Annotated in this window: 10 protein-coding genes; 3 read left to right on the top strand and 7 right to left on the bottom strand. The window is 68.4% G+C overall.

Annotation, left to right across the window (positions count from 1 at the left end):
* Window positions 1-87 precede the first annotated feature (87 nt).
* The gene (locus tag LIN44_RS06055) at window positions 88-2,436 is read left to right on the top strand and encodes a UvrD-helicase domain-containing protein (RefSeq protein ID WP_227313953.1); all 2,349 of its coding nucleotides are present in this window, start codon (window positions 88-90) and stop codon (window positions 2,434-2,436) included.
* A gap of 34 nt (window positions 2,437-2,470) precedes the next feature.
* On the opposite strand, the gene LIN44_RS06060 is transcribed toward LIN44_RS06055, so the two are convergent.
* The 3 genes from LIN44_RS06060 to LIN44_RS06070 all read right to left on the bottom strand — a co-directional run bounded on the left by LIN44_RS06060 (window position 2,471) and on the right by LIN44_RS06070 (window position 6,961).
* Window positions 2,471-3,763, bottom strand: a complete 1,293-nt coding sequence (locus LIN44_RS06060; protein ID WP_227313954.1) for an MFS transporter — start codon at window positions 3,761-3,763, stop codon at window positions 2,471-2,473.
* 226 nt (window positions 3,764-3,989) lie between these two features.
* Window positions 3,990-5,519, bottom strand: a complete 1,530-nt coding sequence (locus LIN44_RS06065; RefSeq protein ID WP_227313955.1) for an acyl--CoA ligase — start codon at window positions 5,517-5,519, stop codon at window positions 3,990-3,992.
* Window positions 5,516-6,961: an aldehyde dehydrogenase family protein gene (locus LIN44_RS06070; protein WP_227313956.1), complete on the bottom strand. Its 1,446-nt coding sequence runs from the start codon at window positions 6,959-6,961 to the stop codon at window positions 5,516-5,518. The genes LIN44_RS06065 and LIN44_RS06070 overlap by 4 nt, the downstream gene beginning before the upstream one ends.
* A gap of 178 nt (window positions 6,962-7,139) precedes the next feature.
* On the opposite strand from LIN44_RS06070, the gene LIN44_RS06075 reads away from it, so the two are divergent.
* Window positions 7,140-7,898, top strand: coding sequence for an IclR family transcriptional regulator (locus LIN44_RS06075; RefSeq protein WP_227313957.1), 759 nt, complete (start codon window positions 7,140-7,142; stop codon window positions 7,896-7,898).
* Between the two features lie 243 nt (window positions 7,899-8,141).
* On the opposite strand, the gene LIN44_RS06080 is transcribed toward LIN44_RS06075, so the two are convergent.
* From LIN44_RS06080 to LIN44_RS06095, 4 genes are all read right to left on the bottom strand, one after another.
* Entirely contained in the window at window positions 8,142-8,939 is a 798-nt protein-coding gene (locus tag LIN44_RS06080; protein ID WP_227313958.1) for a BPSS1780 family membrane protein, read from the bottom strand.
* A gap of 5 nt (window positions 8,940-8,944) precedes the next feature.
* Window positions 8,945-9,949, bottom strand: coding sequence for a homoserine kinase (locus LIN44_RS06085; protein ID WP_227313959.1), 1,005 nt, complete (start codon window positions 9,947-9,949; stop codon window positions 8,945-8,947).
* A 129-nt stretch (window positions 9,950-10,078) separates the two neighbouring features.
* On the bottom strand, window positions 10,079-10,513 hold the full coding sequence (locus LIN44_RS06090) for a hypothetical protein (protein WP_227313960.1): 435 nt from the start codon (window positions 10,511-10,513) through the stop codon (window positions 10,079-10,081).
* 226 nt (window positions 10,514-10,739) lie between these two features.
* The gene (locus tag LIN44_RS06095; RefSeq protein ID WP_012353484.1) at window positions 10,740-11,687 is read right to left on the bottom strand and encodes a TIGR00730 family Rossman fold protein; all 948 of its coding nucleotides are present in this window, start codon (window positions 11,685-11,687) and stop codon (window positions 10,740-10,742) included.
* A 4-nt stretch (window positions 11,688-11,691) separates the two neighbouring features.
* On the opposite strand from LIN44_RS06095, the gene polA reads away from it, so the two are divergent.
* Window positions 11,692-14,520 carry a DNA polymerase I gene (polA, locus tag LIN44_RS06100; protein WP_227313961.1) on the top strand — a complete coding sequence of 943 codons (2,829 nt, stop codon included), beginning with the start codon at window positions 11,692-11,694 and terminating at the stop codon, window positions 14,518-14,520.
* Window positions 14,521-14,545 lie beyond the last annotated feature (25 nt).

A 14,545-nucleotide genomic window follows, 5' to 3' on the forward strand; every position in this document is an offset into this window, starting at 1 on the left:
CGTGCGTGCCTCCCGGCGCCAGGCCGGATGTGATTTATGGAACAGGGCCCCCCGGTATAATTGCGGCGATTCCACTAGGCCTTTCCGATGTCCGACCTGCTCGCCAACCTGAACGCCGAACAACTAGCCGCCGTCACCCTGCCTGACGAACCGGCGCTGATCCTGGCGGGCGCGGGCAGCGGCAAGACGCGCGTGCTGACCACCCGCATCGCCTGGCTGATCCAGAACGGGCACGTCTCGCCCGCGGGCATCCTGGCGGTGACCTTTACCAACAAGGCCGCCAAGGAGATGCAGACGCGGCTGTCGTCGATGCTGCCGATCAACACCCGCGGCATGTGGATCGGCACCTTCCACGGCCTGTGCAACCGCATGCTGCGCGCGCATTTCCGCGACGCCGGGCTGCCCCAGACCTTTGCCATCCTAGACAGCCAGGACCAGCTGTCGGCGCTCAAGCGGCTGCTCAAGTCGCTCAACGTCGACGACGAGAAATACCCGGCCAAGAACCTGCAGTACTTCATCAACAACGCCAAGGAGCAGGGCCTGCGCCCGGCCGACGTCGAGGCCAACGACGATTTCAACAAGCGCTTCGTCGACCTCTACGCCGCCTACGACATGCAGTGCCAGCGCGAGGGCGTGGTCGACTTCGCCGAGCTGCTGCTGCGCTGCTATGAGCTGCTGCGCTACAACGACGCCATCCGCCAGCACTACCAGCACCGCTTCCGCCACGTGCTGGTCGACGAGTTCCAGGACACCAACGTGCTGCAGTACCAGTGGCTCAAGCTGCTGGCCGGCCACGGCACGCGGAACCCGGCCGCGGTCTTTGCCGTGGGCGACGACGACCAGAGCATCTACGCCTTCCGCGGCGCCAATGTCGGCAACATGCGCGATTTCGAGCATGAGTTCCGCGTGCGCCGGATGATCAAGCTGGAGCAGAACTACCGCTCGCACGGGCATATCCTGGATTCGGCCAACCACCTGATCTCGCACAACGCGCGCCGCCTGGGCAAGAACCTGCGCACCGACGCCGGCCACGGCGAGCCGGTGCGGGTGTTCCAGGCTGGCTCCGACGGCCAGGAGGCCGCCTGGATCATCGAGGAGATCCGCGACCAGATCGCGCAGGGCGCGAGCCGCGCCGAGATCGCCATCCTGTACCGCAGCAATGCGCAGTCGCGCGTGATCGAGCATGCGCTGTTCTCGGCCGGCATCCCGTATCGCGTCTATGGCGGCCTGCGCTTCTTCGAGCGCGCCGAAATCAAGCACGCGCTGGCCTACATGCAGCTGCTGGAGAACCCGCGCAACGACGCCGCCTTCGGCCGCGTGGTGAACTTCCCCGCGCGCGGCATCGGCGCGCGCTCGCTGGAAGTGCTGCAGGACATGGCGCGCCAGTATGACTGCGCGCTGGCCGAGGCGGTGGCCTACGTGCCCGGCGCGGCCGGCAGCAAGCTGGCGGCGTTCACGCGCCTGATCGACGCCATGCGCGAGGAAACGCGCCGCCTGACGCTGCCCGAGACCGTCGAGTACGTCATCAACAATAGCGGCCTGATCACCTACTACCAGGGCGAGAAGGAAGGCCAGGACCGCATCGAGAACTTGCAGGAACTGGTCACCGCGGCGCAGGCGTTCGTGACGGAAGAGGGCTACGGGCTCGATGCGCTCGCCGCGGTGATCCCCGCCGACCGCGCGCCCGCGGCGCCGGCGCTGGCCGACGGCGACCAGGCGCAGCAACTGCTCGATCCCGAGGCGCTGCCGGTGGTGATGACGCCGCTGGTGGCATTCCTGACCCACGCCTCGCTCGAGGCCGGCGACAACCAGGCCCAGGCCGGCCAGGACGCGGTGCAGATGATGACCGTGCACGCAGCCAAGGGCCTGGAGTTCGACGTGGTCTTCATCAGCGGGCTGGAAGAAGGGCTGTTCCCGCACGAGAACAGCATGATGGACCCAGACGGCCTGGAGGAAGAGCGCCGGCTGATGTACGTGGCGATCACGCGCGCGCGCAAGCGGCTCTATATGTCGTTCGCGCAAAGCCGCATGCTGCATGGCCAGACCCGCTACCACGTGCGCTCGCGCTTCTTCGAGGAACTGCCCGAGGCCTCGCTCAAATGGCTGACGCCGCCGGCGCAGGGCTACGGCGGCGTGCGCCGCCAGGAACGCGACAATGCCTGGGGCCGCGACTGGTTCCGCAAGCCGGAAGATGTGCCCTATACCGGCACCAGGCCCACCGGCGGCATGGACAACGGCAACGGCTATGCCGATGCCAGGCGTGAGGCCGGCACCGGCTTCCGCGTCGGCCAGTCGGTGTTCCACAACAAGTTCGGCGAAGGCGTGATCACCGCGCTGGAAGGCGAAGGCGCGGATGCGCGCGCCAATATCAACTTTAAGCGCCACGGGGCCAAGTGGCTGGCGCTGTCGGTGGCGAAGCTGGACGCGATCGATTGAGAAGCGCCGGCCATGCCGGCGCCTCTCACAGCGCTCAGGACAGCGCGTGCCGCACTTCGCCGGCCTTGGGCTCGGGACTGTCCACGGTCAGCAGCGGATTGATGAACAGCGACGCCACCGCGCCGACGCCCAGCAACGCCCCCGAGATCATGAACGGCAGGTCATAGCTGCCGGTCCGCTCGATCAGGTAGCCGAACACCACCGGCGACACCATGCCGGCCAGGCCGAAGCCGGTGTTCATCATGCCGCCCGCGGTGCCGGCGTACTTGCCGGCAATGTCCAGCGGCAGGCTCCACAGCACGGCATTGGTCAGCTCCAGGAAGAAGAACGACAGCGACAGCAGGATCACCGCGTTGACGGCATCGGCGGTGAAGGTCATCGGCGCGATGAACAGCAGCGAGCCGGCCAGGCCGACGAACAGGATCGCGCCGCGCGCCAGGCGCAGGTTGCCGGTGCGCCGGTAGAGGCGGTCCGACAGCACGCCGCCGAGCGTGTCGCCGACCACGCCCGCCATCAGCGGCAGCGCGGTGAACAGCGCCAGCTGCTTCAGGTCGAAACCGCGCGCTTCCTTCAGGTACGAAGGCAGCCACGTCAGGTAGACCCACAGCGACCAGCCGTAGCAGAAGTCGACGAAGGTCACCAGCCACATGCGGCGGAACAGCCGGCGCCACGGTGTCGGCGCCTTCGCCGCCTGCTGCGAATCGCCGCGCCGGTAGCCGATCTCCTGCAGTTCTTCCGGCGTGACGCGCTTGTGCTGGTCGGGCGAGTCCTTGAACATCAGCGCGTACAGCACGGTCCAGCCCAGGCTTACCGCACCCAGCACGACAAAGGCCTCGCGCCATCCCGCCGTGGCGACGATGGCCAGCACGATCGGCGGCGTGATGGCGCCACCCAGCCGCGCGAAACTGTGCGTAATGCCCTGCGCGAAGCCGCGCTCGGCCACCGGCATCCAGTAGGTGAAGGCGCGCGTGGCGGTCGGGAACGCGCCGCCTTCGCCGACCCCCAGCGCGAAGCGCAATACCACCAGCATCAGCACGCTGCCGGCGAAGCCGGTCAGCACCGTGGCCACGCCCCAGATCAGCGACAGCACGATCAGCACCTTCTTGGGCCCGAACTTGTCGGACATCCAGCCGCCGAGGATCTGCATGGCGGCATAGGGATAGGCAAAGGCCGAGAACACCAGCCCGAGTTGCGATGACGTCAATCCCATCTCTTCGCGGATCAGCGGGGCGGCGACCGAGATGTTGACGCGGTCGATATAGGCGATGAAATACATCAGGCACATGACGCCGAGGATCATGTGACGGGTCTTGATGCGTTGCTTCATAACCACCTCCTATGCGCGGCGGGCGCGCGTGGCGTGAGCGGGGCGGCGGCCGGCGCATGGTCCATTGCCATGCGCGTGCGGCTCGTCAGGGGCGCGCCAGGGGCAAGTCCTGGCCGCGCTGCCCCGTCCTTGAGCAAACAGCTGTGTGTCTCCGTGTGTGTCTCCGGAAATCCTGGGTGGGGGAATGGGCTCCTTGGCGAGGGTTGGGGAAGGGAAGGGCGTCAGGTCAGGCAGGGTCCAGCAGCTTGAGCCGCTGCACCTTGCCGGAGGGCCCGCGCGGCAATTCCGCGATGAAGCGGAATTCCCTGGGCGTCTTGTAGCGGCCCAGCTCGCGCAGGCAGTGCGCGCGCAGCGCCGCGTCGTCGCAGGCCACGGCCTCGCGCCTGACGATGAAGGCGACGATCTCCTGCCCGTAGGCCGGGTCGGGCACGCCCACCGCCGCCGCTTCCAGCACGCCCGGATGGCGCAGCAGCGCTTCGTCGATCTCGCGCGGCGCGATGTTCTCGCCGCCCTTGATGATCAGTTCCTTGGCGCGGCCGGTGATGTAGAAGTAGCCCTGCGCATCGCGGTAGCCGAGGTCGCCGGTGCGCAGCCAGCCGTCGGGCGTGAAGGCCTCGCGCGTGAGCTCGGGCGCCTTGTAGTAGCCCGCCATCACGTTCTCGCCTTGCAGCACGATCTCGCCGATCTCGCCGTCGGGCAGCGGCCTTCCGTCGCGCCCCAGCACGCGGGCTTGCGTGCCGGACGGGCGCCCGATGCTGCCGATGCGCCGCTGCCGCGGATCGAGCGGATTGCTGAACGCCGGCGCCGCGGTCTCGGTCATGCCCATGGTCTCGATCACGCCGATGCCGAAGCGCCGCTCGAACGCCCGATGGTGCTCCGGCGGCAATGCGGCGGAAGCCGAGCGGCAGAAGCGCACGCCGGCCGGCGCGCGGCCGTCGGGATCGTTGAGCAGGTAGGCGATGATGGTCGGCACCACGTTGAGCCAGGTGCAGCCGTGGCGGGCAATGTCGTGCCAGAACGCGCTGGCCGAGAAGCGCATCGGCATCACCACCGAGCCGCCATGCACCAGCGGCGCGATCGCGGTCACCACCAGCCCGTTGATGTGGTACAGCGGCAGCGTGGCCAGCACGCGATCCCCGGCGCCGAGCGCATGCTCGCGGCTGACGCTGGCGCCGTTGGCGGCGAGGTTGCGGTGGGTCAGCAGCACGCCCTTGGGCGTGCCGGTGGTGCCCGAGGTGTACATCAGCAGCGCGGGATGGTGCGGCTGCGGTGGCGGCAGAGCAGCGGCGCCGGGCCGCAGTACCGGCAGCGCGGGCAAAGCGCCACTGTCCGGTGCGGTGACGACCACTGGCACCTCGACGCCGGCTTCGGCCAGTGCCGTGCGGATCGCGGCTTCGCCTTCGGGCGAGGTGAACACGAGCCGCGTGTCCGAGTGCCCGAGGATGTAGCGCAGTTGCGCCGGCTGGCACAGCAGGTTGATCGGATTGGCCACCAGCCCGCACGCCATGGTGCCGAGCAGCAGCCGCGCGGTCTGCTCGCCGTTGGGCAGGTACACCGACACCGTCTGGCCGCTGGCGAGGCCGGCTTCGGCATAGCGGCGGCCGAGCGCAGCCGCGTCGGCAGCCAGGGCGCTGAAGCTGAGCGCGCGGCCGCTGTCGGGAGACAGCAGGTAGGGTTGGCCGGGGGCTTGCGCGGCACGGGCGGCCAGCAGCGTGGCCAGGGTGTCGAGCACGTCGGGGCGGATGCGCGCGTTCATTGGCCGACCCTCGCGAAGTAGTCGCCCAGCAGCTCGCGCTCGTCGGGCACGCGCTCGGCGATCGGTTCGGCGATGCGGGTGATGTTGAGGTATTGCCGCCAGCCGAGGTTGTCCGAGAAGTTGTTGCCGCCCCAGGTGCCGCAGCCCATCGACAGCGAGAACGGCAGGCCGTTGTCGAAATTGCCGCCGGTGGCGAAGCAGTGCGCCTGGTTGACGATCACGCGCGCCACCGGCAGTTCCTGCCCGAGCTGCAGTGCCTGCTGCGGATCGGCCGTATGCAGCCCGACCGAGTGGCCCGCACCCATGTAGTCATAGAGGCTCGCCACGCGCGCCACGGCGGCCGTGAAGTCGGCGGCGCGATAGAGCGTAAGCACCGGCGAGAGCTTTTCGCCGGAGAAGGGATAGTCGGCGCCGACGCCGGTCTCCGGCACCAGCAGCATGGTCGGCTGCAGCGCACGCACGCGCGCCAGGCCCGCCAGCTCGGCAATGCGCGTCGCGCTCTGGCCGGTGAAGTCGCCGGCGAGCTTGCCATGCCGCCACATCAGTGCCTGCAGTCGGGCTTTTTCCTCCGCCGTGAGCAGCACGCCGCCGACCGCGGCCAGTGCTTCGAGCATGGGCTGGTAGACCGCGTCGAGGATCACCAGGCTGTTCTCCGACGAGCAGCTGGTGGCGTTGTCGAAGGTCTTGGAGCGGACGACCTTTGCCGCCGCATCGGCCAGCGCCGCGCTGCTGTCGACGATGGCGGCAACGTTGCCGGCGCCGACGCCGAACGCCGGCGTGCCGCAGGTGTAGGCCATGCGCACGTTTGCCTGCGAGCCGGTGGCCACTACCAGATCGGCCTGGCGCATCAACGCTGCGGTCGAGGCTTTCGATACCGGCGCGGGCAGCATCTGCACCAGGTCCGCGGACAGGCCGGCGCGCGCGAACTCGGCGTGGATGAACGACAGCAGCAACTCGCACGTGCCCTGTCCCTTGGGCGAGGGCGCCACCACCACGCTGTTGCCGCACTTGAGCGCGTTGATGATCTTGTTGGCCGGCGTCGCCCCGGGGTTGGTCGACGGCGTGATCGCGGCGACCACGCCGACCGGACGCGCGATCTCGGTGATGCCGCTGGCCGGGTCACGCGCGATCACGCCGACGGTCTTGCGTCCGTGCAGGTCGCGCAGCAGGCCCAGGGTCTTGCGATGGTTCTTGCGGATCTTGTCGTCGACGTTGCCAAGGCCGGTGTCGGCCACGGCGCGCTCGGCCAGCAGGCGGTTGCGCGCGGGCTCCATGATGGCCCACGCGGCGGCGGCCACGGCGATGTCGACGGTGGCCTGGCCGGCACGCGCGAACGCGCGCTGCGCCTGCCGGGCGCGCGCCACGATCGCATCGACCTGGTCTTCCTGCGCGGGCACATCGGTGGAAGGGGACTGCTGGCGCTGCAGTATCTGCACACTCATGGATCGGCTCCGGGGTTGGGTCAGTTAGGTCCGCCGCGGCGGCCCCGGATCGAATCTAGTGAACCCGGGCAGGCATGCCGTCCCAATTTGTGCGCATTCGCGAGCACGGCTGCGGGCTGCAACCGGTAATGCAGTTTTCGGGACGCCAGGGCGTCCCGGAATCCGCTAAATTGCATCCATGAGCAATCACTCGAACGCCGCCGCGGTGCGCGCCTTCCGCATCCTGGAGATCCTGTCCGCGGCCGACGGGCCCATGCCGCTGTCGGCCATCGTGCAGCAGATCGGACTGCCCAAGCAGACCGTGCACCGCATCCTCAAGCAGCTGGAAAGCACGTGGCTGGTATCGCGCACCGCGGGCAGCCCCGGCTATGAATGTTCGTCACGCGTGCGCCAGCTTGCCGTCAACGTGCTGATGCAGGCCGGGCCGGCCGCGGCGCGCCACGCGATCCTGCAGCAGCTGGTCGACAAGGTCGGCGAGACCTGCAACCTGACCATGCTGTCGGGCGACGACGTGGTCTACCTGGACCGGGTCGAAACGCAATGGCCGCTGCGCATGCACCTGCAGCCGGGCTCGCGCGTGCCGCTGCATTGCACCGCCAGCGGCAAGCTGTTGCTGGCGTTCCTGCCATGCGCGCAGCGCGAGCGCCTGGTGGCCAACCTGCCGCTGCGCGCGCATTCGGCTCGTACCATCACCGACGCTGCCGCACTGCACGCGGAGCTGGCGCAGACGCGGCGGCGGCGCCTGGGCATCAATAACCAGGAAAACCTTGAGGGGATGATTGCGGTGGCGGTGCCGGTGATGCGCAACCGCAGCCGCGCCTGCGCGGCGATCGCGGTGCAGGCGCCGCTGGCGCGGATGACGATGGACCGGCTGATGGGATTCGTGCCCGACCTGCGCATGGCGGCGGACGCGATGGTGAAGACGTTCGGGGAGTAGGGAAGGTTCCGAATCCCGATGGTTTGCTCCCCTCTCCCGCTCGCGGGAGAGGGGCCGGGGGTGAGGGCAGGCGGGTCCGATTGCTGAAGCCTGCGGGTAAAACAGTTGGCCTTGCTTGATGTGGTCTCTTGCTAGCCCACCCCTCACCCCAACCCTCTCCCCCTGAGGGGAGAGGGAGAACACCTTGCTTGGGCTAGCTCGGGCGGCCTGGGCGCACCCAAGACCGTGCTCGCCTCAGGCGCTTCAGACCACCGGCGCTGCCGGCTCAACCCCCGGCGGCGTCACGTTGAAACACCCGCGGTACGTCGCATAGAACGAGCAATACAGAATCGCCAGCATCAGCAGCGAATACGGCGTGACCAGGAACGACAGCACCGTCTCGGCGCCGAAGGCGCTGAACACGGCTTCCAGGAAGAACGGGATCGCCACCAGCAGCATCGCGAACAGCACCGCGTAGGTGAAGAACGCGCCGCGGTTGCGCCAGCACGCGGTCCAGCTGAAGAACAGCGCCTTGACCGGCGGCACGCCGTGCCACGCCGCCAGCAGCGGGGCGAACCAGAACATCATCGCGATCGGCGTGTACAGCAGCGCGCCGATCAGCATGGCGTAGTAGAGCTGGCGCACCGCCTCGGCGGTCGGTGCTTCCTCTTTCAGCACGATCGGCACCAGCGCGCTCATGTCGACCACCGCGCCGGCGATCAGCCCAAGAATGAACACCAGCCCGGCGTAGATGCCGCCCAGCACCAGCAGGTTGCGCGTGGCTTCCTTGCCGTTGGCGCGGAAGCCGGCCAGCAGCACGGTGGGCAGCACGCGCTTGTTCTGGATCACGTCGCGGCAGGCGGTCATCACGCCGACCGACAGGCCGGGGGTGACCACCAGCAGCGCGATGATGCCGATCAGCGGCACCACGATGGCCAGTTGCGCGGCAATCAGGTAAACGAACAGCAGCATCAGGAAGGTCAGCGGGTTCTTGCGGAACAGCCAGATGCCCTGGCGGAACCAGGTGTAGCCTTCCTTGGCGGGGACTTCCAGTAGTTGCATACGGGTCAGATCCAGGGGAGCGGGGCGCTCGCAGGGTTCGCGGGGTGGGCGTCCAGGCGCCGGCGCAGGATGCGTTCGAAATGGGTCGGATCGTGCGGCTGCAGCATGTCGGCCTCGCGCGGCAGGTAGAAGTCCCACAGTCGCGACACCCAGAAGCGCAGCGCGCCCGCGCGCAGCATGTCTTGCCAGTGCGCGGCTTCGGTCTCGGTCAGCGGCCTGACCGCATGATAAGCCCGCAGCAGCGCCTGCGCGCGCGCGGGGTCGAGCTCGCCGCTGGCCAGGTCGATGCACCAGTCGTTGACGGTGACTGCCACGTCGAACAGCCATTTGTCTTGGCCGGCGAAGTAGAAATCGAAGAAACCGCCCAGCCGGTGGCGGCCGCTGCCGTCTTCCTCGAACAGTGCGTTGTCGCGGAACAGGTCGCAGTGGCACGGGCCTTCGCCCAGGCTGGCGTACGCCGGGCTGGCGAAGAACGCCGCCTGGTGCGCGATCTCCCGTTGCAGCAGCGCGCGCTGGCCGGCATCGAGGAAGGGCAGGATCTCGCGCTCGGTCTGCTGCCACCAGGGCAGGCTGCGCAGGTTGGGCTGGCGGCGCGGGTAATCGACGCCGGCCAGGTGCATGCGCGCCAGCATGTCGCCGACCTCGGCGCAGTGCTGCGCGTCGGGTGCCAGCTGCGACGCGCCCGGCAGGCGCGTGACGATGGTGGCGGGCTTGCCCTTGAGCGCGCGCAGGATCTCGCCGTCGCGCGCCGGGATCGGCGCGGGCACGCGGATGCCGCGCTCGGCCAGGTGCGCCATCAGGTGCAGGTAATAGGGCAGCTGCGCGAACGACAGCCGCTCGAAGATGGTCAGCACGTACTGGCGCGTCTGGCCCTCGTGCTCCATGGTGAGGAAGAAATTGCTGTTCTCGATGCCCGAGGCGATGCCGCGCAGTTCGCGCACTTCGCCAAGGTCGAAATCCAGCAGCCAGCGGGCGATCTCGTCCTGCGAGACCGTGGTGAATACGGCCATACTTGTTGTGTGAAGCGAATCGGAAAGCGGCGGGCGCCGGTTGCGGACAAAGTCCGGGCCGCCGCCGCGGCATGACTGCCGGAGGGCCGGCGCGGCCTGGACTTCATGCCAGGCCGTGGGCAAGCGGGTTCAGAACTTCAGGTTGACCGAAGGCACGCGGTTGACGTCGTGCTCGCGGATCTTGGGCGAGCTGTCTTCCGGCTTGCTCATCTCGTACCTGGTGCCGAATCCCGACCGCACCTGGATATCGGTGGCGCGGCCCTTGTCGCGGTACTCGCGCACCTGGGTGCCATCGCGTTCATTGAGCTGGAAGCTCGGCTCGCGCGGCTGGTTCAGCTGCGACCTGGCGGCCGGGGCGATCGGCCGGTTGTTGATCTGGTTCAGCTCCTGCTGGGTCAGCGCGCTGCTTTCCTGCGCAACGGCCCAGCCGGACGCCAGCGCCAGCGCGGCAGCCACTGCCGCGGCCAGGCCGGACACGGACCGCCTGGCAGGCGATTCAGGCTCGGCGGCCACGGCGGCTGAGCGCGTGGACCGGACCGGGCGGACGGAAGAGGGGGAGGTCATCAGATGCTCCTGTGCGGGCTGCGGCGCAAGCGGCGTGCAGCGCCGCGGCATGCGGCGGTTGGACTGCAACCCGGCGGCGCCGGGCTTGGCAGACGGACAGGTTCCATTCTAGCAATTCCTGCCCTGCACAGGCCGCCGCCGTGCCCCGGGGGGCACCTGCACGACCGTGGCGGGTGGCGCATGCGTTGCCGCGGCGCCCGGGCCGCCCGGATGCCGCCGACCGGTCTTACAGGTAGAACATCTCTTCCTTCGGCGGAATCGGCTTGTCGCCGCCGCGCTGCTCGTAATAGTCGTAGACCGCTTCCAGCACTTCATGCGGCTCGTCGACGATCTTCATCAGGTCCAGGTCGTGCTCGGCGATCAGGCCCATCGGCAGCAGCGTGAAGCGGAACCAGTCCAGCAGGCCCTTCCAGAAACGGCTGCCGAACATGATCACCGGCACCGAGCGCGACTTGCCGGTCTGCACCAGGGTCAGTACCTCGGCCAGCTCGTCGAGCGTGCCGAAGCCGCCCGGCATCACGATAAAGGCGTCCGAATTCTTGACGAAGGTGACCTTGCGGGTGAAGAAGTGGCGGAAGCGCATGGCAATGTCCTGGTACGGATTGCCCTGCTGCTCGTGCGGCAGTTCGATGTTCAGGCCGACGCTGGCGGACTTGCCGGCGTGCGCGCCCTTGTTGGCCGCTTCCATGATGCCGGGGCCGCCGCCGGAGATCACGGCAAAGCCTGCGTCCGAGAACAGCCGGGCGATCTCGATGGTGCGCTGGTAATAGGGCGAATCCTCGCGCAGGCGCGCGCTGCCGTAGATCGACACCGCCGGGCGGATCTCGGACAGGTACTCGGTGGCCTCGATGAACTCTGCCATAATCGTGAACATTTGCCACGAGGCGCGCGCCTTCTTTGCGGTCGCGCGGTCTTCGTCGGCCAGCGCACGCAGGCTGGGGATCATCTTGCGCGGATTGGCGCGCGCCGCCGCCGCAGCAGCCTTTTCAGCAGCAACTTCAGGCGGATTGCCCGCGGCGGCGGCGTCGGCCGCAGCGGCAATCGCCGCGGCGTGCTCGGAGGCAGCCTCCGGCGGGGGTTGTACGGTATCGCCGGAGATATCAGCAACATCCGGGTCAGCAAGGGGGGCGGTCGAGGCACCGCCTGCAGCGGCACCAGTCAATTTTGAGTCCATGGGAATGTCGGATAGTCCAAAAACACTCTTGCTCGTCGATGGATCGAGCTATCTGTATCGCGCTTATCACGCTTTGCCGGACCTGAGGAATGGGGAGGGTCTGCCCACAGGGGCAATCTACGGCATGATCAACATGCTGCGCAAGTTGCGCAACGACTACCCGGCAGAGTATAGCGCCTGCGTGTTCGACGCCAAGGGCAAGACCTTCCGCGACGACCTGTATCCGGCCTACAAGGAGCACCGCCCGTCGATGCCAGAAGACCTGGCGCGCCAGATCGAGCCGATCCACGAGGCCGTGCGCGCGCTGGGCTGGCCGATCGTGGTGGTCGACGGCGTCGAAGCCGACGACGTGATCGGCACATTGTCGCGCCAGGCCATGGAGCAGGGCGTGCGCACGGTGGTGTCCACCGGCGACAAGGACTTGGCGCAGCTGGTCAACGAACAGGTCACGCTGGTCAATACCATGAGCGGCGAAGTGCTCGATCCTGCCGGCGTGGTGGCCAAGTTCGGCGTGCCGCCGGAGCGCATCATCGACTATCTGTCGCTGATCGGCGACGCGGTCGACAACGTGCCGGGCGTGCCCAAGGTCGGCCCCAAGACCGCAGTCAAATGGCTGGCCGAGCATGGCTCGCTCGACGGCGTGATCGCGGCCGCGCCCGGCATCAAGGGCGTGGTCGGCGAGAACCTGCGCAACACGCTGGCATGGCTGCCGATGGCGCGCCGGCTGGTGACGGTCAAGACCGACTGCGACCTGAGCAAGTCGGTCGCCGATTTCCACGCGCTGCGCGAGACCGGCGAGGACAAGGAGCAGCTGGTGGCGTTCTTCCAGCGCTATGGCTTCAAGACCTGGCTGCGCGAAGCCACCGGCGAAAGCCTGCCCGATGCGCGCGCCCAGGCCCGCGCCCGCGCCGCGGCCAGCGCGCCGGCGCAGGGCGGCCTGTTCGATGCGCCCGCTGCCACCGCAGACGCCGGCGCGCCGCCGGCCGAGGACGCCGCGCCCACCGAGATCCGCTACGAGACCGTCACCACCGAAGGCATGCTGGAAGACTGGCTAAGGCGCATCGAGTCCGCGCCGCTGGTGGCAATCGATACCGAGACCACGTCGCTGGACCCGATGCAGGCGCAGCTGGTCGGCATCTCGTTGTCGGCGGCGCCGGGCGAGGCCTGCTATATCCCGGTGGCGCACCGCGGCCCGGATGTGGTCGGCGAGGGCGGCCAGGCCGACCACGGCCAGCTGTCGCGCGAGTTCGTGCTGGAACGCATGCGCGCGTGGCTCGAAGATGCCAACCGCCCCAAGCTCGGCCAGAACCTGAAGTACGACGTCCATGTGTTCGCCAACCACGGCATCCAGCTGCGCGGTATCGCCCACGACACCATGCTGCAGAGCTACGTGCTGGCGTCGCACCGCAACCACGGCATGGACAGCCTGGCCGAGCGCCTGCTGAGCCTGAAGACCATCACCTATGAAGAGGTGTGCGGCAAGGGCGCGAGCCAGATCGGCTTCGACCAGATCGACCTGGCCCGCGCCACCGAATACGCCGCCGAGGACGCCGACGTAACGCTGCGCCTGCACCGCAAGATGTTCCCGCAGGTCGAGGCCGCGGCCGGGCTGCGCCGCGTCTATGAAGAGATCGAGATGCCGGTCTCGGTGGTGCTGCAGAAGGTCGAGCGCAACGGCGTGCTGATCGACGCCGAGCGCCTGGCCGCGCAGAGCGCCGAGCTGGGGCAGCGCATGCTGGCGCTGGAGCAGTCGGCCTACGAGGCCGCGGGCCAGCCCTTCAACCTGGGCTCGCCCAAGCAGATCGGCGAGATCCTGTTCAACCAGATGAAGCTGCCGGTGGTGAAGAAGACCGCCAGCGGCGCGCCCTCGACCGACGAAGAGGTGCTGCAGAAGCTGGCCGAGGATTACCCGCTGCCCAAGCTGCTGCTGGACTACCGCGGCCTGTCCAAGCTCAAGTCCACCTACACCGACAAGCTGCCCAAGATGGTCAACTCGCGCACCGGGCGCGTGCATACCAGCTACGGCCAGGCCACCGCGGTGACCGGGCGGCTGGCTTCGACCGAGCCCAACCTGCAGAACATCCCGGTGCGCACCGAGGAAGGCCGCCGCATCCGCGAGGCCTTTATCGCCGAGCCGGGCAGCGCGATCGTGTCGGCGGACTATTCGCAGATCGAGCTGCGCATCATGGCCCATATCTCGGGCGACGAGAACCTGCTGCGCGCCTTTGCCAACGGCGAGGACATCCACCGCGCCACCGCCGCCGAGATCTTCGGCGTCGAGCGCGAGGCGGTCAGCAGCGAGCAGCGCCGCTATGCCAAGGTGATCAACTTCGGCCTGATCTACGGCATGAGCGCGTTCGGGCTGGCCAGCAACCTCGGCATCGAACGCGAGGCCGCCAAGCACTATATCGACCGCTACTTCATGCGCTATCCGGGCGTGGCCCACTACATGGAAGAGACCCGCCAGACCGCGCGCGAGCAGGGCTATGTCGAGACCGTGTTCGGCCGCCGGCTGTGGCTGCCCGATATCAACGGCGGCAGCGGCCCGCGCCGGCAGGCCGCCGAGCGCGCCGCCATCAACGCGCCGATGCAGGGCACCGCGGCCGACCTGATCAAACTGTCGATGATCGCGGTGCAGGACTGGCTGGAGCGCGACGGCCTGCAGACCCGCCAGATCATGCAGGTCCACGATGAACTGGTGCTGGAGGTGCCCGAGCACGAGCTGGAACTGGTCAAGGCGCGCCTGCCTGAGCTGATGTGCACGGTGGCCGAGTTGCGCGTGCCGCTGGTGGCCGAAGTCGGCAGCGGTGCGAACTGGGAGGAAGCGCACTAAGGCCTCTCCCCGGCGAGCCGGCGCC

This window comes from Cupriavidus sp. MP-37, assembly GCF_020618415.1.
Classification (GTDB): Bacteria; Pseudomonadota; Gammaproteobacteria; order Burkholderiales; family Burkholderiaceae; genus Cupriavidus.